Annotated in this window: 11 protein-coding genes; 10 read left to right on the forward strand and 1 reads right to left on the reverse strand. The window is 41.7% G+C overall.

Annotated elements, in window-relative coordinates:
• The first annotated feature begins 57 nt into the window (after nt 1–57).
• From AC1TO8_RS21470 to AC1TO8_RS21510, 9 genes are all read left to right on the forward strand, one after another.
• On the forward strand, nt 58–1,077 hold the full coding sequence (locus tag AC1TO8_RS21470) for a LacI family DNA-binding transcriptional regulator (protein WP_482057641.1): 1,020 nt from the start codon (nt 58–60) through the stop codon (nt 1,075–1,077).
• 116 nt (nt 1,078–1,193) lie between these two features.
• A complete protein-coding gene (locus AC1TO8_RS21475) occupies nt 1,194–4,415 on the forward strand; it encodes a cellobiose phosphorylase (protein ID WP_482057642.1) in 3,222 nt (1,073 codons plus the stop codon).
• A gap of 247 nt (nt 4,416–4,662) precedes the next feature.
• A complete protein-coding gene (locus tag AC1TO8_RS21480; protein WP_482057643.1) occupies nt 4,663–8,664 on the forward strand; it encodes a carbohydrate binding domain-containing protein in 4,002 nt (1,333 codons plus the stop codon).
• 412 nt (nt 8,665–9,076) lie between these two features.
• Nucleotides 9,077–10,036 carry an ABC transporter permease gene (locus tag AC1TO8_RS21485; protein ID WP_482057672.1) on the forward strand — a complete coding sequence of 320 codons (960 nt, stop codon included), beginning with the start codon at nt 9,077–9,079 and terminating at the stop codon, nt 10,034–10,036.
• 19 nt (nt 10,037–10,055) lie between these two features.
• Nucleotides 10,056–10,946, forward strand: a complete 891-nt coding sequence (locus tag AC1TO8_RS21490) for a carbohydrate ABC transporter permease (RefSeq protein ID WP_482057644.1) — start codon at nt 10,056–10,058, stop codon at nt 10,944–10,946.
• Nucleotides 10,947–11,040: 94 nt separating this feature from the next.
• Entirely contained in the window at nt 11,041–12,726 is a 1,686-nt protein-coding gene (locus AC1TO8_RS21495) for an extracellular solute-binding protein (RefSeq protein ID WP_482057645.1), read from the forward strand.
• A 76-nt stretch (nt 12,727–12,802) separates the two neighbouring features.
• On the forward strand, nt 12,803–14,728 hold the full coding sequence (locus AC1TO8_RS21500; protein ID WP_482057646.1) for a sensor histidine kinase: 1,926 nt from the start codon (nt 12,803–12,805) through the stop codon (nt 14,726–14,728).
• Complete coding sequence (locus AC1TO8_RS21505) at nt 14,700–16,295, forward strand: response regulator (RefSeq protein WP_482057647.1); 1,596 nt, start codon at nt 14,700–14,702, stop codon at nt 16,293–16,295. Before AC1TO8_RS21500 ends, AC1TO8_RS21505 begins: the two co-directional genes overlap by 29 nt.
• Nucleotides 16,296–16,789: 494 nt before the next feature.
• A complete protein-coding gene (locus tag AC1TO8_RS21510) occupies nt 16,790–17,356 on the forward strand; it encodes a DapH/DapD/GlmU-related protein (protein ID WP_482057648.1) in 567 nt (188 codons plus the stop codon).
• A 282-nt stretch (nt 17,357–17,638) separates the two neighbouring features.
• Here the strand turns inward: AC1TO8_RS21510 and AC1TO8_RS21515 are convergent, their stop codons facing one another.
• Nucleotides 17,639–17,818: a hypothetical protein gene (locus AC1TO8_RS21515; RefSeq protein ID WP_482057649.1), complete on the reverse strand. Its 180-nt coding sequence runs from the start codon at nt 17,816–17,818 to the stop codon at nt 17,639–17,641.
• Between the two features lie 162 nt (nt 17,819–17,980).
• Between AC1TO8_RS21515 and AC1TO8_RS21520 the strand changes: the two genes are divergently transcribed.
• On the forward strand, nt 17,981–18,760 hold the full coding sequence (locus AC1TO8_RS21520) for a sulfite exporter TauE/SafE family protein (protein ID WP_482057650.1): 780 nt from the start codon (nt 17,981–17,983) through the stop codon (nt 18,758–18,760).
• Nucleotides 18,761–18,766 lie beyond the last annotated feature (6 nt).

An 18,766-nucleotide genomic window follows, 5' to 3' on the forward strand; every position in this document is an offset into this window, starting at 1 on the left:
AGTTAAAGAATCTGCATAGGTTCCATAGGCTATTTGCAACAGGAGTGAATTCCAGTAATGACCACGATTTATGATATTGCTAAGAAGGCGGGCTGTTCGCCCACCACAGTCTCGAAAGTATTCAATAACTACACAGATGTAAGCGCACAGACGCGTCAGACTATTTTGCAAGTAGCTAAGGAACTTGGTTATTTGCCGAATGCTCATGCACGTACATTGACAACTAAGAAATCTTGGACCATTGGTGTGTTGTTTGTTGAATCCTCTGGGATCGGAATGCAGCATCCTTTCTTTAGTGCAGTCATCGAGAGTTTTAAGCAAGTGGCGGTATCCAAGGGGTATGCGCTGATGTTTATTTCTAAGGATGTGGGAGGGAATAAGAGCGGGTATTTGGAGAACTGTAAGATCAGAGGTGTGGACGGAGTTGTTGTCATTTTATCGGATTATAATGATCCTTATTTCCAGGAACTTCTCGATAGTGATATTCCGTGCGTTATCTTAGATCATGAAACCACGGAAGCTCATACTGTGTATTCAGATAACCATGAAGGTAGCTTTCTGGCAGTGGAGTATTTACATTCACTGGGACATCGCAGAATAGCTCATATTTCAGGTGGGATGAATACATTTGCTGGTTCTAATCGAGTGCAAGGATATGAAATGGCGATGGCTAGTCTGAATCTTGAGAAGAGAGATTCTTATATTGCCCAAAGCGCGTACTATTCCATTGATAGCGGTTACGCTGCGATGATGGAGCTCTTAGACTTGCAAGAGCGACCTACTGCTGTGTTTGCAGCTGGCGACCATTTAGCACTAGGCGCAATGAGAGCTGCTAAGGAGCGAGGACTCCATATTCCAGAAGATTTGTCTATCGTAGGGTTTGATAATATTGAATTATCTCAGTATATTACTCCCGCTCTAACAACGATTGCACAAGATACAGCGCTTATGGGACATGAGGCTGCAGAAATGCTGATTCGTTCGATAGACGATCCATCACTTGTTCTAGAATCGGTGGTGTTACCTGTCAAATTGGTCATTAGGGATTCATGTGGCTATGTTACTGACGCAACGTAAGAATCAACAAAGAAACCTATGAAATTCTTTTTTTTAAGATTTTTCGAAACCGGTGTCGTAACATATACAATAAGGAGTTGTCGACCAATATTATTTCTAAATAGGAGTGAATGACCATGTCCAAATACTATTACGAGAACAATACATTTGTTATAGAACAATTTGACCAAGCGAAGCCATTCTCAAGTTTCCTACCTGGAATAGCTGGATTAAAGGGGATTCCGATGTGGACATTTTATGTTAATCGGGGCCAAGGGGTATGTAGTTTTGGAATTCGAGATAAGAATTCGGCTATTATGGAATTCTCCCCAGCAAGTATCACTTACAAGAACGTTGCAGCTAATGGGTTTCGAACTTTTATGAAGATACAAGGACAGGATCGTGTCTATGAACCGTTTCAAACTGCTCGTCCGGATGCACATGCTTCACGTGTAATGAGGATTTCTCCGAACGGACTCACCATCGAGGAAACTCATGCAGCACATGGACTGAAGACGGTGGTGAATTACTTCAATTTACCGAATGATGATTATGCTGCTTTGGTTCGTCAGGTTGAAATCATTAACACTAGTAAGGAGCCAATTCAATTAGAACTGTTAGATGGGATGCCTGAGATTCTTCCGTACGGAGTAGAAAACGGAGGATTTAAAGAGGTCGGTAACCTTCTGCGCAGTTGGATGGAAGTTTATAATCTAGAGAATGGCATCCCGTTCTATCACGTACGTTCCAGTACAGCAGATGAGGCGCGCGTCAGTGAAGTGACGAGTGGACATTTCTACTTATCCTTTACAGGAGAAGGTGAACGGATCTCCCCGATTGTAGACTTTGAAGTTGTATTTGGCGGCAATACATCACTAATGTACCCAGATAACTTTGCTGCTTCTTCGCTTGCTGAGCTTGTGAAACAGCCACAATATCCGGTCAATAAAGTGCCATGTGGCTTCAGTGGGGTAGCACAGACTATCGCTCCAGGCGAAAGTCTAACCGTGAACACAATCATTGGCCACGTGAATAATATTGATAGAATTAACGCCAAAGCAGACGTCCTATGCACAGTAGACTATATTTCTCGTAAGAAGAAAGAAGCGAGTATCTTAGTTGAAGAATTGACGGCAGATATTGCAACACATACGTCCTCTGAACTATTTGATGCCTACGCAAAGCAGTCGTATATGGATAATTTTCTCCGTGGAGGGTATCCGTTTATTTTTGACAATGAGGGCGAGGGGTTCGTTGTACATCTGTACTCTCGTAAGCATGGCGACTTGGAGCGGGATTACAATTTTTTCTCATTGGCTCCGGAATATTATTCACAAGGGAACGGCAACTTCCGTGACATGAATCAGAACCGCCGTAATGATGTATTTTTCAATCCTAAAGTCGGTACGTTTAATATCAAAATGTTCTTCAGTCTGATGCAGGCAGACGGTTATAACCCGCTTAGTGTGCAGGGATGTAGCTTCAAAGTTATTCCAGAGAATAAAAGTAAGCTTACGGATTGGATTAATGATGCTGTGGCAGATCAACATGAGGAACTGATAGCATTATGTAGTGGGAAGTTTACACCAGGAGCTATTATTAATTTTCTAGCAGATCATGACGTGCAGCTTCATGTAAGCGAAGAACGTTTGCTCAGCGGGGTATTGGCTCTTTCACAGCAGAATTTCGAAGCCGGTTTCGGTGAAGGATTCTGGTCCGATCATTGGACTTACAATATGGACTTGGTAGACGGTTATCTAGATATTTTCCCAGACAAGAAAGAAGATCTTCTCTTTGCAGATGGTACCTATGCCTTTTACGATAGTGCTGCTTATGTTCAACCGCGGTCTAAGAAATATGTTGTGATCCATGACCAAGTTAGGCAGTATGATGCGCTAATCGAGGACGAGGAGAAGTTACAGCATCTTGGACGGACAATGAGCGATACGAACTGGTTACAAACAGAGAACGGCACGGGCGAGATTTATCAGACAAATCTTGTCAGTAAAATCGTATCGTTAGCTTTAAACAAGTTTGCTACATTAGATCCGTATGGTATGGGTGTGGAGATGGAAGCGAACAAGCCAGGTTGGAATGACGCGATGAATGGACTTCCAGGGTTATTTGGGTCAGGTATGAGTGAGACTTTTGAATTGAAGCGTATGATGATCTTCTTGTTGGAAAGTACGAAGGAATTTGGTGAGAAGTCGATCCAACTACCCGAAGAAATAGCTGATCTGTTCAATGCTGTTCGACAAGCTGTTGCACATTATCAGGATGGGAAGCTAGATTCATTTGGCTATTGGGATGTAGTAGCTTCTGCTCGTGAAGCATATCGGGAGCGCATTCGCTTTGGAATTACGGGGGTGGAGCGTGAGATTTCCTTGAAAGTGATAGAAGAAGGGTTCTCCGCATTTGTAGTTAAATTAGATGAAGGAATTGCGAGAGCGATAGAACTAGGAGATGGAATCACGCCTACGTATTTCCGTTTTGAAGCTACAGAGTTTGAAAGATTGGTTGATGAGAACGGAGAAGCAGATTTGAGTAAAGGCGGGCTTCCAAGAGCAAGCGTGAAGAGTTTCCAGGTGTATGCGTTGCCCCATTTCCTCGAGGGTCCAACACGCTGGATGAAGACGTTGAACGATCCACAACAAGTTAAGGATATTTATGACCAGATTAAGAAGACCGGGATGTATGATCAGAAGACGCAAATGTATCAAACATCCGTTAATTTAGATGCAGAAGGTCATGAAATTGGACGTATGCGTGCATTTACATCGGGTTGGTTAGAGCGAGAATCTAATTTCCTTCACATGACTTATAAATACTTGTTAGGGCTATTGAAGTCAGGTCTGTATGAGCAGTATTTCGGGGAATTGAAGACATCCCTCGTTCCTTTCTTAGATCCGGCTGTATATGGACGTAGTACATTGGAGAACTCTTCATTTATTGCGACTGGAGGCAACCCAGATCCTAAAGTACATGGGAGAGGTTTTGTTGCTAGATTGAGTGGGTCTACAGCAGAATTCCTCAGCATGTGGAGAATGATGATGGCTGGTAAGAACGTATTTACGGTGAGTGAGGGACAATTAACAATTACCCTTACGCCGGCATTACCAGGCTGGTTATTCGATGAGACAGGGAAGATATCTTATACATTCCTTGGAAGTACACAAGTGACTTATTACAACTCTCGCCGAGCGGACACATTCGGTACGAATGCTGCGAAGATAAGTAGGATGAAGCTGGTTAAATGTGACGGTAGCGTAGTCGAATATGATGGGGCTGTTATACAGGGAGCGGAAGCACTTGCCGTGCGTAACGGTGAAGTAGCAACGATAGACGTCTTCATGGATTAGTATAATAACAATAGGGATATAGAATCTTTTCTGCTGGGGAGAAAAGGTTTCTATATCCCTATTTATAATTGGAAGCATATCCGAAAAGTGAGACCCTAAATATGAAATATGAAACCTTATTTCTGTAGGGAAAAGCATGTACGATATTAAAGATGAATGATTTTATAACAACATGTGTAAGCGCTATCAAACAAAAAGATAGAAAAAGAAGGGAAGTCGAATAAGTATGAATAAGCGATTTATCTCAATGGTATTAGTACTTATAATGCTAGCAAGTAGTTTGCCAATGGTTAGCGCAGCATCCTCTACGAATGAAAAGGGATCCCATTGGGGAGAACAGTCGCTGCAAAAGTGGATTTCGAAGGGAATGCTTGGAGGTTATCCAGATGGAAGCGTGCAGCCTGATCGTCAAGTAACACGAGCAGAATTTGCCAAGCTGGTCAATGCTATATTTCGGTTGGAAGTGAAAGGAACGAGTCCCTTCAAGGATGTTTCGGCTGATGATTGGTATAACAATGACATCGTAGCTATTAAGGAGGCAGGGGGTATTTCGGGCCTTCCAGACGGTACGTTTAAGCCTAATGCACCGATCACAAGACAAGAGGCTGCGACAATAATATCAGAGTTGTTCAAGCTCCCATTAGCAGGAGGGAATCAGCTGTCTGATTTTGCGGATTATGATCAAGTGCAAGTATATGCGAAGGAACCATTGGAGCAGCTGTTGACTGATGGGTACATGAAGGGGTATCCGGATCAAACGATACGCCCACAACAGCCGATTACAAGGGCTGAGGCGGTTGTTCTGCTGGACAGACTTGCGATAGAGGTTATGAATGTGGCAGGAAGCTATGACAATCTGAACATAGCTGGAAATGCGGTCGTAAATGCGGCGGACGTTAACATGAAACAGGCCGTTATTGATCGTGATTTGTTTCTGACGCAGGGAATTGGCGAAGGAGATATTTATGTAACAGATACGGAAGTCAAGGGAACGGTGTATATCAATGGAGGTGGCGTTAATAGTATCCATTTTATAAATACAAAGCTGAACAGGCTTGTTGTGAATAAAGCAAAAGGAAAAGTACGCGTCGTACTGTCAGGGAAATCCAATATACAGCAGATTGTGGTGGAATCTGGATCCGACCTGGAGATTGACGATGAGACGACTGTTGCCATACTGGACGTTAATGAGGGAGTAGCGGGAACGAACCTTAAGGTGAAGGGAACCGTGCTGCAAATTAATAATGATGGCTTGAATACGGTCTTAAATGATAAAAGTCTAGCCAAGGGGAGCCAGAGCTCAGTTCAGAAAGGAAAGGGGACGAATGAACAGTCTTCCTCTTCAGGGCAAAGTAGCGGGGGAAGTTCGAATCCAACACCAAATCCAGAGCCGCCGGTTACTCCAGATCCACCTAAGGAAGGCTGGAAGCTAGTATGGAACGACGAATTTGACGGTAGTGGTGATAATCTTGATTTTAACGGCGTCAATTTGGATAAATGGGCTTATCAGAATGGAACAGGTCTAGAGTACGGCCTAGACGGTTGGGGGAATAACGAAGAGCAATACTACCGTTCTGAGAACATTTCGGTAGCAGATGGTATATTGACGATTACAGCTAAGGATGATGGCTATGGTGGTAAAAAGTATACATCAGGGAAGTTATATACGCAGCCTACCTTCAGTAAAAAATATGGTAAATTCGAAGCGCGTATGAAGTTACCAGTGGGCGATGGCATATGGCCTGCTTTCTGGATGATGCCACAAAATGATGAGTACGGTACATGGGCTGCATCAGGAGAACTTGATATTATGGAGGCACGCGGACGCTTGCCGAAAGAAGTTGGTGGAACGATCCATTATGGTAGAAACTGGCCAAACAATAAAATGATCGGAGATAATTACCAATTCGGCGAGGAAACGGATATGACAGATTATCACACCTACGGTGTGGAGTGGGAGCCTGGCGAAATACGCTGGTATGTGGACGGTGAACTGTATCAAACGCTGAATAATTGGGACAGCTGGGGAGCGGACCAGCCGGCTAAGTATGCTTTTCCTGCTCCGTTTGATCAACCATTCTTTATGATATTGAATTTAGCGGTAGGCGGTAATTATGATGGCGGACGTGTTCCAGATCCATCGCAAGTACCTGGGGAAATGGAAGTTGACTATGTTCGGGTCTATGAACTTACAGGTAGACCATATAAGACACCAGTAGAGCCGGTCATCGACTCGGAACCCTATCCTGATCAATATAAAACACCCATTGCAGGGAACTTCGTTCATGACATGAGCTACAATCAGCCATTTACAACGATTGCTGAGCCAGATCAAGCATTAGATACGAAGTTTTGGAATTTGGTACATGTTAGCACGTTCCAAGGGAATGGTTCGGTTTCAGTAGACTCTATTAATGACATAAGATTTGCCAAAGCGGATATTTCAGCAGGAGGCAACGCCACACATGCTGTTCAGCTGATTCAGAACGTAACGCTAGGTAAAGGCAGATGGTATAAGCTGACGTTCGATGCTAAGTCGAATGCGAATCGGAATATAACAGTCAAATTCGGCGGTGGTGAGAATCGTGGATGGACGACTTATACGGATAGCTTGGAAGCAAGGCTATCGGACTCTATACAAGCCTATGAAATGACTTTCCAAATGGGAGCAGAGACAGATACGCTCGCAAGAATGGAATTCAATCTTGGATTGAGTACGAATCCCGTCTGGCTTGGTAATGTGAAGGTAGAAGAGATAGCACCTCCTGATCTATATCATGAGAACGCTCCTAAAGAGCCATTAAACGGAAATCATGTGTATAATGGCACCTTCGATATCGGTCGGATGGACCGCATGACGTATTGGAATTTGGACGTGACCAATGGGAGTGCTACCGGTTCAGTGGATACGCTCTCTCGAGAACTGAAGGTATCCATAGGCGAAGGCGGGGTTGATGCGGAGACAGTTAAGCTGACGCAGAAAGGTATGAACCTCATTGAGGGTAACGATTACCAAGTGATGTTCAAAGCCAGAGCAACGGCTGCTAGATCAATACAGTTGGGATTAAATAATGGGGACGGAGCGGTCTATGTTAGTCCGACGACGATAGATCTTACCCCTGAGATGAAGGAGTATACATTTCTCTTTACGATGGAGCAGCCTACTGATGTGAACAGCTTGCTCGAATTTTGGTTAGGCGGTCGACAGGGTGATGTGTATTTAGACGACATTACGATGATGCGTTTAACGAATCATAATATGGATGAAATGGCACTCGCGGATCAATTCCCAGTGAAGAATGGTGACTTCTCGAATGGTATAACAAGCTGGAGTGAGCATGTGCAAGGTCGTTATGATGGCTGGGGATCGAGCGCAGACTTTAAGGTGCAGGATGAAGAGCTGAAGATAGCCGTTGCCAGCGAAGGTGTGAATCCATGGGATGTTATGCTTATGCAAACAGATTTCGATTTATTCAAAGGAAATACCTATACGGTATCACTGGATGTATATTCATCAAAGAATCGAGATATGGAAATTGTTATAGATGCTAACAACAATCGCTTATTATCGGAAATGGTACAGCTAACAGGGTCGATGCAGAGGTTTAGCTATGAACTGCAGATTCAGAACGATATTACGCCATCATTTAAGTTACTGCTTGGCAAGCTTGAGGGTGCAGGCGTAATAGGTGCACATGATATTTATGTTGATAATATTCGTGTTGAGCTGAAGGATGCTCGTACGAGAGCCTTTCCATTGCAGAACGGTTACTTTGACGCTGGTTTCCAGGATTGGAGCACACATGTACAGGGTATTTATGATGGTAGTTCAAGCGCAGTGTTTACGGTGGATGATGGAGCTATGAAAGCAGCTATTGCTAATACTGGTGCCAACGCTTGGGATGTCATTGTAGAACAACAATCGCTTGCGCTTGCGAAGGGCAAAACGTACATCGTATCATTTACAGCTAGAGCAAGCACTCCGCGTACGATTGAAGCTATCGTCGAGAACAGCAGCTATATCCGTTATTTGAATGAACAGGTGCAGCTAGATGATGTGACGCAAACGTACAGCTACGAGTTTACGATGGATAAAGACGAAGTAGCTGGATTCAAGCTACTGATGGGGAAACAAGACAATACGCCTACTGATGCGCATGATGTATTCATTGATAACGTTCGCTTGGAGCTTAAAGGAGCTAAGGAAGCGATCGGAGAGAAGGCGCGCAGCACGCATGACATAAGGTGACTCTGCCACCGGTATTGTATATCCGATGCTTCTGACAATGCGATTGGAAAGAACATCGATGTTACATTTGTCGAGAGGTAAACGAGGTATACGGCAAATAAGGAACCTCCATCATATAGTCCATCGCTGTATGGAATAGAGATCTATAGCTATGTCTGATTTGATGTATTCTCTCTATTAGGAATGATACTAAAGAACCTGACGGTGAACTTTCCGTCAGGTTCTTGGTTGCGCTAACCCAAATCCGAAAAATGAGACCCTAAATACGAAATATGAAGCCTTATGTCGGCGACGAAATACTCGTACTATAGAAGTAGAAGAAGAAGCAGTATATAGAAGTGTAAGTGCTTTCTATAGAGACAGAGAAAATGAAACAGCATGGAGGTAAGGAATGATGGAAATGGAACCTACAATGAATAAAGAACGTCCTTCACAGCAAATCCAGCCAACGAAGCCATCATCTACACGTAAATGGTTGAAGAGATTTTACACCCAAAGGCATCTTCAGACGATGGCCCTACTTGGGGTGATATGGATAATTATATTTAACTATGTTCCAATGTACGGTCTCATTATTGCTTTTAAAGAATTTGACATCATACGGACGATATCCGAGGCACCTTGGGTGGGGTTAGAGCATTTTAGAGAGTTTCTAGATGATGATAACTTAGTTAATGTGATTAAGAATACATTGGGAATGAGTTTCTTCAAGCTATTAATTGGGTTCCCTTTACCTATTATATTCGCCCTCTTCTTGAATGAACTACGGTCTGTCAAGTTCAAGAAATTCGTGCAGACGATATCCTATTTGCCTCACTTTCTCTCATGGGTTGTATTGGGGGGAATCCTCGCAACATGGTTGTCTGATATAGGGATTATTAATAACATATTAATCGCGCTACATGTCATTAAAGAGCCGATCACTTATCTGGCTGAACCTAGCTATTTCTGGACGATCATTATTACTTCGGATATATGGAAGGAGCTAGGCTGGTCAGCGATTATCTATCTAGCTGCTATATCAAGTGTATCTCCTGAAATGTATGAAGCAGCAACGATTGATGGTGCGGGACGTTTTCAGAAAATGTGGTATATTACACTACCATCGATTAAAGGTACGATAAGTATTCTATTCATTCTAGCCGTTAGTGGTGTGCTTAACTCTAATTTCGATCAGGTTCTAGTCTTACGGAACTCACTGAATGATAGTGCAAGTAACGTGATTGATTATTATGTATATAAAACGGGATTACTCTCGGGTAGGTATTCGTATTCTGCTGCTATTGGATTGATTAAGGCAGTCATTGCCATGATTTTACTACTTGTTGCGAATAAAATAACTAAAAAACTCAACGACACATCGTTGTTTTAGATAAGGAGGCTCATTCACTATGTTTACTCTTCAACGCAGAACGAAAGGTGAGGCCCTTTTCGATCTAATCAACACGGTCGGTATGCTCCTTATCTGTTTCGTCACCTTATATCCTATATGGTATGTATTGGTCAACGCCTTTAACGATGGGACAGATGCTATGCGTGGTGGTATCTACTGGTGGCCAAGAATATTCAGTTTTGAGAACTTCGAGGCGGTATTCGCCAGTCCGGGAATTATGACTGCGATGGGTGTTACGGTAGCTAAGACGCTGATCGGAACAGTAGCACATGTATTCTTTACAGCGATGGTTGCATATGCATTCTCGCGAAAAGGACTCATCGGAGGCAAGCTATATATTCTGATCGGTACTGTGACCCTATTCTTTGGGGGTGGATTGATCCCGACATTCTTATGGATAAGAGATCTTCATTTACTGGATAATTTCCTTGTATATATCATTCCTGTCTTATTCAGCTTCTTCGATCTTATCATCTTCATGACGTTCTTCCGGGAAATTCCCGAAGGGTTGGAAGAAGCTGCAAGAATGGACGGTGCGAACGATTGGTCCATCTTTCTGAGAGTAGTTCTTCCGGTATCGATGCCTGTGCTTGCGACCATTGCCTTATTCCATGGTGTATTTCAGTGGAATGATTATTTCACGGGAATAATTTATATCAACAATGTAGACCTGCAGCCTATTCAGACGTATTTGTACCGAGTCGTTGCGCAATCAAGTTCTAGTCAAATGATGTCAGCGGTACAAGGAAGCGCTGGAACCAAGACAGTGACATCACAATCAATCAAATTGGCGACGATGGTTGTCACGACACTACCGATTGTGTTCGTATATCCTTTCTTACAGAAGTACTTTGTAAAGGGTATGATGATTGGTTCAATCAAAGGTTAGTCCATAACTTCTAGGCAGTTCCTCTTTCCGCCTACGGGCGGTAAAGAGTTGTAATATACACAGTGAGATACTATTAACGAAAAGGGGTAAGATAATGAAAATCAAGTATTGGAAGCGTAGCTTATTATCGCTAGTAGCATTGGTTGTAGTCGTGTCTACAGCGGCTTGTTCCTCAGGGAATAGCAACGTTAGTAGCAACAATGGCAACAAAGCTGCCAACAACAAGGCGGAGGAAACACCGGTTGTTGAACAATTGTCAGCAGACACACCAGGTTGGCCACAAGATACTTCTCCGATTACATTCGATTGGTACCTGAATTTCTCTTGGTTTGCCAATAAGTGGGGCGTGGATCCGACGTCACAATATATTACGAAAAAGACGGGTGTCGATATTAACTTTGTCATTCCTGCAGGTAATGAGAATGAGAAATTGAATACACTCATCGCGTCCGGCGATCTTCCTGATTTCATTACGTTAGCTAATAATGAGGATTCTATCCAAAAGATGATTGATGGTGGATTGGTACTTCCACTTAATGAACTAGCTGATGAATATGATCCATACTTCTTTACGGCATCTGACGCAGCTAAATTATCATGGTATACAAAGCCTGATGGTAATGTGTATGCTTATCCAAACGCGTCGTCTTCTCCGAAGGATTATGCTGAATACGGAGATACTTATATTTCTAACCAAACGTTCCTCGTGCGTAAAGATATGTACGAAGCCATCGGTAGTCCAGATATGCGTACTCAAGAAGGATTCTTGAAAGCGTTACAATTGGCTAAAGAGAAATTCCCTTCTGTGAATGGCCAACCACTCATTCCACTAGGATTACATGAATTCGGAGAGAATGGTAACTATTCTCTAGAAGGTTATATTCAGAACTTGCTAGCTATCCCGAAAGCGAAGGACGGTAAACTCTATGATCGCGGTACGGATCCTGAATATGTGAGTTGGCTGAAAACAATACGTCAAGTCAACCAAGATGGATTACTTGCTAAAGATGTTTTCATTGATAAACGTCCACAGATGGAAGAGAAACTAGCACAAGGTCGTTATTTTGCAATGATATACCAGTGGAAGGATATGGAGGCGCAATTAAATTCGCTCTATAATACGGATCCAAATTCAGTGTACATTGCTGTTGATGGCCCAGCTAACTCTAACCTAGATGCGCCGACGCTCGACGGCCCTGGTATTTCCGGTTGGACAGTAACGTTGATTTCCAAAAATGTGAAAGACAAAGCACGTGCTATTCGGTTCCTAAGTTATTTGAACAGTGAAGAAGGAAATAAGGATTTATTCTTAGGTGAAAAGGGCTTTAGTTATGATACAATTGATGGGGTTGATCAGTTCTTACCTGATCAATTAGCATTATTAAATAAAGATCGTTCTGCATTTGATAAAGAGAATGGGTCATCCTTCACATTCTGGATGCTAATGAATACGAACATCACAGATCAATGGGCACCGAAAGCTGTAGAACCTTTCAAATCTATCCAAGATTGGACGAGAGGGAAGACGGTAAGTGCATCCGAATTCGAACTACTGAATCCGACAGGGAATTCTCCAGAGGGTATCATTAATTCAAAGCTTGGCGAGCTATTTGGTAAGACGCTACCGAAGCTGATTATGGCACCATCGGAAGCCGAGTTTGATAAGATTTGGAATGAGTATCAAGACAAGCGTAAGAAAGACGGCTTGGATGAAGTGACTGTATTCCAACAAGCGAAATATGAAGAGAACTTGAGTAAACTTCAAGAGTTTCTTAAATAAATGAAAAGGTAGTTGAGCCCCGATCTCCATGAAACCATGGGGTCGGGGCTGTTTCGACGAGAATGGGGGGGTGGAGATGATGAAGTGGGCACAGAAATATTTACAATCATGGTTATATTGGTGGGATCGTAGATCGTTACAGAGTCGACTCATATTGGCTTATATTCTTATCATTTTGGTGCCCAGTCTCATTGTTTCTATGTCTTCCTTCAATGCGGTTAATGAAACATATATTAAAGATACGATTAGTAAGAGTGGTAATTTGCTTGAAATGGAGAAGTTACACATTCTGAATCAGATTGAGTCAATGGAGCTTTCAGCTCAACTTGCGGTGTCAGATGAAACTGTTAATAATTATTTGACGAATAAGAGAGAAGCATCGGTAGAGGAACTTGTTGATTTCAATATGAATGCCTATGTTAATTTGACACGAATCCAGTTTAACAATCCTAATATTGAGCACTTGCGTTTATTCTCGGCTAGTAAGAATGTACACGAAATCTGGCCCATTATTTTTCGCGAAGATAGAATTCGGCAAGAACCATGGTATCCACAGACGTTTGGACTAGGGGATCAACAGATGTGGTATTTCCAAGACCATGATGTAGATTTCACCAAAAGAGATTCCAATGTCATAGCAGAGAAGAAACCTAAAATATCCTTACTTCGAGAGATCGAGAAACCTAAGGGTGTACATTCAGCTATTATTCAAGTGGATATGCTACTATCTAAATTCTCACCTAGGATATTCTCGGAAATGCAGGAAGACCAATCGCAACTGTTTCTAATTGACGGCGATATGAGAATATTTACAAGACAGGAGCATTTGCTCCTCGATGACAATAAGAAGATGAATCAGGCTATTCACGATCGTTTCAACTCTCTTCGACAAGGTGAAGTATGGGATACTCAGTATTATGAGAATGGGAAGTCATTCCTGTTCATTCAAGTTCCTATTGAGCGTTTAGGAGCCAACTTGTTGAATGTTGTCTCGATGGAGGAAGTTCTGAAGGATATATCTGTGATCCGGAACAAAACGATAGGAACAAATATTTTATTTGTAGTGTTATTTACGGTAATAGCGTATGTGTTAAACACGTTCATTCTCAAGGATTTAGTGAGACTCACTGAAGCGACGAAGAAAGCTCGTCGGGGTGAACTTTATACAGGGGTTACGATTCGCGGGGGTGGGGAGATTGGTGAACTAGCTCACCATTTCAATAAATTGATGCACAAGATCAATGAACTTGTTGCCGTAGATGTGCGTAAGCAGGCACTGACCAAAGAGGCAGAGCTACGAACGCTGCACAATCAAATTGATTCTCACTTTCTATACAATACGTTAGAGAATATTAAAATGCTGGCGGAAATAGAGAATCAGCGTACGATATCTGATGCGTTAACGTCACTGGGTGGGATGATGCGTTATAATTTCAAATGGTCAGGCGAGTATGTCAAATTAAAGGATGAGATTAGACATATTGAGAACTACATTGATGTTATGAATATTCGTTTTGATGAACCCATTTCGTTAATGATGGACATTGCACCTCAATATATGGAACTAGAAGTACTGAAGATGTCACTTCAGCCGATCGTGGAGAATTCTGTTAAGCATGGTTGGTCTGATACGAGTGGTGAAGCGGCTGATAAAAGAATAGATATCGTAGTGGAGACGTTAGAGAATAATATTTGTATCTCCATTACGGACAATGGGGATGGCATGGGAAGCGATCAGCTCTTAGAATTAAATTCAAGAATTCGAGAAGAGCAATTCAATACTCAGCATGCGTTATCAAGAGACAGGCAGGGTGATGTAAAGGCCGTAGTAGGGATTGGACTGCATAATGTCCATCAAAGGATTCAACTGTTCTATGGTATGGAATATGGATTGGAGATATCAAGTGGCGAAGGTATATATACGAAGGTACTAATCACATTACCCAGAGTATTATTGACAGGAGGAAGTACCAATGAAGCGGACTCTGCTGATCGTAGATGATGAGAAGATTATTCGATATGGGTTGAAGACGATGATTGAACGAGAGTATCCAGATACATACGATATTGTTATGGCGGCCAATGGCCAGAGTGCATTGGATACTTATCGTAGTACAGCTGTTGATATTATCATTACCGATATACGCATGCCTGTGATGGATGGCATTCGTCTTTTAGAGGAGTTATCTAAGGAGGCGCAAGGTAACGGGCCAGTCATTGTCATATTAAGTGGGTATGATGATTTCAAATATGCGAAGACCGCGATTAAATATAAGGTGAAGGATTACTTGCTGAAGCCGATTCGCAGGGAAGAATTATTCGATCTACTGACACGGATCGAGAAGGAATTAACAGAGCAGGAAATGATCAATCAGCAACGAGCCAAGGAAGGTCAATTGTTCCAAAAGGGGATTCGTTCCAGTCGAATTCAGCAATTATTGGTTCATCCGGGCAGCTTATCGGAGGAGAATCTAGAGAAATATAGTCATGAGATTCAATTCGCCAATTTCGGAACGCCACTTACAGTAGCTGTTGCAAACTTTCAATATGAAGATGGATCTAGGATGGTACCAGGTGAAATACACCATTTAGTGGAGCGATTGTCTGGATCATTAGTGGGGAGACTCGAAGTTATAACTTCGGATTCTGAAGGGAAGTCAGTATTGATTGGGAGTCCGAAGAGTCTGTTTCATGAGCTATCCAAACAGGCTGAAGCTAAAGGATGGCATGGTTTGCGTATAGGTATTAGCAGTACAGAGGGTCATCACTTAGTGGATATCAGAACGTTATATGAGGAAGCTATTCAGGCGCTACAATATACCTTCATGTATCCGCAATCCTATTTCATTGAATACGAGACGATAGAGGGAAAGCGGAGTTCCTTTCCGCTACCCCATGAAGATATTCGTAAATTAGCTAATATGTTAGGTACAGACCGTGAGAAAGAAATGTTGGCTCTATTAGCTTCTATATTTCAGACGGAACATTTACAACATATGGACATTTCGTATTTGGAACGCGTCAGTAGACTGATGAATGAGCAGGTATTAGATGAGGTATTTCTTGTATACGGAGAATCTTCTATAGAAGTACTTAAGCTGTACAAGAAGGTAGGGAATATGTCCAACTTTCACAGCTTTCATGATTATTATCGTAAGTTGGAGCATCTACTTATTAGTGTCAATGATTATGTTACGCAGGTTCGATCAGCTTATACCGAGAATGGTGATATGAAAGAGGCGGTCGCTTTTATAGAAGAGTACTATTCCCGCCCGTTGAACATGGCAAGCGTAAGCAATCATGTGTCTCTGAGTTACTCCTATTTCAGTGAGGCATTTAAAGCACATACCGGTGAGAATTTTGTTCTATATTTGAAAAAGGTGCGGATTAGGAAAGCGAAGGAACTGTTGCTGAAAAGTTCGGTGAAGCTATCTGTCATAGGAGAATCAGTAGGCTTTGAGAATAGCAAGCAATTCTCCCGTGTGTTTAAAGAGCTAGAGGGAGTAACGCCTCAGGAGTACCGAATCAAAGTTCAAGCAGATGTGAAATTAAAGGATGTTAATAATTAAGTTCGTGAAACAAATAGAAAAGTATAAGTTTCTTTGAGGACCTTTAGAGGCCTACGGGAACGAAGTAAGTGCTTAAACAACACTTAAATGAGTAGAATAGGCTGGCTAGCGAGAATTAAGTGCACGGATGGTAGTTAAAACCGGAAGAATCGCGGAAAATTGGGTTTTTCGTGAAATTAGATACCTTTTTAACAACTAAAGTGGGGGAAAGAGGAATAATGGTGGATTTAGAGGACAAATTTGCAACTAGCTTAGATGTACTCCACCTTTTCGTTAATTAACAGATGCAAAAAGTACATCTAAATCTGATCAATTTCCTCTAACACTAATTTTAGCTGCACAGAGTACATCTAGATTACTCAAATTCCCAATTTACATCGTTATCGTCACTTTTAACTGTAGATTTGCATCTATTTCCCGCTTCCGTACCTTTCACGCTATTTTAAGTGCACTTATATTAGACAAGAAAAAACATATAAAGGTGGTTTTATAAAATGAATATGAATGAATTTATTGATTTTTGTAGGAAAGGTAAACCGATTTCAGGTGAGGACAAAGAATTACATGGCCTACTAACCCAAAATAGTTATGAAGCCATAAGGATAACAACGGCATTAAATACGTCCCATCATTCTAGAGAAGAAATAGTCGATATTTTTAGTGAACTAACAGGTAACAAAGTTGATCCTTCCTTTATGTGTTTTCCGCCATTTCATACAGACTTTGGTAAGAATATTACCTTTGGAAAAAATGTGTTTTTGAACACAGGATGTTCATTCCAGGATAGGGGTGGAATTAGTATAGGGGACGGTTCAATGATTGGCATGAATGTCGTGATTGCTACACTTAATCATGGGTTAGATTTAGAGACAAGAAACACAACGTTTCCCTTTCCAGTTATGATTGGTAAGAATGTATGGATTGGGTCAAGCGCAACAATACTACCTGGTGTGACGATCGGGAACAACGCTGTTGTTGCAGCAGGAGCAGTTGTAACGAAGGACGTTCCTGAGAATACTGTTGTTGCAGGCGTCCCGGCTAAATTTATGAAGAAGATATAATGAATGAATGAATAAAGATCCACTCCAAAACTTTGGAGTGGATCCTTTTCGTTACGATTCGTTGGCTTGTATGACTAATTAAACAGCGATGCTCTTCAGATCATTGAAACACCGCGCTCAAAAATGATGGTCCCATCGGTGTAAATCTTGAAAATAAACAAAGCCGAGATAGACTTTCTATCTCGGCTTTGTTGTCATATATATTCTATTTGATGAAGGTGGAAAAGTAGCGGCAACTCTGTCAGAATTGTATCTGGTGATATTCACGCCTAATACAGGCTATTATTCATCATCTTTGGAAGAATCATAAACAATTCGAACTCCCAGGGAGCTATAGGTTTCTTCTTTATAATGACCTTGTGAGCAAGATTTAACTATGCACAAGGTAGTATCTTCGATGGATAGTAATTCATTACACTCAGGACATCTATGTTCAAAGAGGCTCTTAAATAGTTTAAACATGATAACCTCCTAATTCACATGAATTTACTTGGTATTTATTATACCGTTACGATTACCTATTGTACAGAGGGTAATTAGATTATTATTGCCTAACTCAATGTACTTCACTCTATCATTGGGTTAGAGAGATAAGGGTGTGCCTAGTTGGATATTATTTTTTCAATGATTATGATCATTCTTGGTTTTATCGGATCCTTCTTTTCTGGAATGTTGGGCATCGGAGGAGCCATTATTAATTACCCATTGTTACTCTTTGTTCCTTCAAGCCTTGGTGTGGCTAACTTTACGGCACAAGAAGTGGCAAGCATAAGTATTTTTCAAGTATTTTTTGCGTCATTAGCTGGTATTCTTGCTTATAGAAGAAAGAGTAAGAAAAGTAAGAACACCTCGTTGATTCATAAGGGATTAGTGCTCAATATGGGGATTAGTATTTTGCTGGGAAGTCTTATCGGTGGGTATGTTTCTCAATTTCTAGTTGGTGACACCATTAACATTATTTATGGCGTACTTGCGATTATTGCTGTTGTACTCATGGTCATTCCCAATAAAGGAACACAACAAGATGATTCTGTCGAAATATTATATAATAGAACCATTGCAATTGGAGCCGCCTTTTCAACCGGAATTGCATCAGGAATTGTTGGCGCAGGTGGGGCCTTCATTCTTATTCCGGTGATGTTAACGGTTTTGAAAATTCCAATAAGAACAACAATTGCATCATCCCTTGCCATCGTATTTATTTCAGCGATAGGTGGCGTCATCGGAAAAGTAACAGGCGGACCCATTCCATTACTGCCTATCCTCTTTACCGTAATAGGGAGTTTATTAGGTGCTCCGCTTGGATCGCGTATGGGTGCAAGAATGAATGTGACATATTTACGGTACATTTTAATCATTTTAATTTCATTAACTGCCATTAAAATATGGATGTCTATCATATAAACTAGG

The sequence above is a fragment of the Paenibacillus sp. Y859 genome (genome assembly GCF_056786405.1).

Coding starts and splice junctions, on each gene's coding strand:
- AC1TO8_RS21515 (WP_482057649.1), bottom strand. CDS start 17,818: ATGTTTAAACTATTTAAGAGCCTCTTTGAACATAGATGTCCTGAGTGT.
- AC1TO8_RS21520 (WP_482057650.1), top strand. CDS start 17,981: ATGATTATGATCATTCTTGGTTTTATCGGATCCTTCTTTTCTGGAATG.
- AC1TO8_RS21480 (WP_482057643.1), top strand. CDS start 4,663: ATGGTATTAGTACTTATAATGCTAGCAAGTAGTTTGCCAATGGTTAGC.
- AC1TO8_RS21510 (WP_482057648.1), top strand. CDS start 16,790: ATGAATATGAATGAATTTATTGATTTTTGTAGGAAAGGTAAACCGATT.
- AC1TO8_RS21495 (WP_482057645.1), top strand. CDS start 11,041: ATGAAAATCAAGTATTGGAAGCGTAGCTTATTATCGCTAGTAGCATTG.
- AC1TO8_RS21475 (WP_482057642.1), top strand. CDS start 1,194: ATGTCCAAATACTATTACGAGAACAATACATTTGTTATAGAACAATTT.
- AC1TO8_RS21490 (WP_482057644.1), top strand. CDS start 10,056: ATGTTTACTCTTCAACGCAGAACGAAAGGTGAGGCCCTTTTCGATCTA.
- AC1TO8_RS21505 (WP_482057647.1), top strand. CDS start 14,700: ATGAAGCGGACTCTGCTGATCGTAGATGATGAGAAGATTATTCGATAT.
- AC1TO8_RS21485 (WP_482057672.1), top strand. CDS start 9,077: ATGAATAAAGAACGTCCTTCACAGCAAATCCAGCCAACGAAGCCATCA.
- AC1TO8_RS21500 (WP_482057646.1), top strand. CDS start 12,803: ATGATGAAGTGGGCACAGAAATATTTACAATCATGGTTATATTGGTGG.
- AC1TO8_RS21470 (WP_482057641.1), top strand. CDS start 58: ATGACCACGATTTATGATATTGCTAAGAAGGCGGGCTGTTCGCCCACC.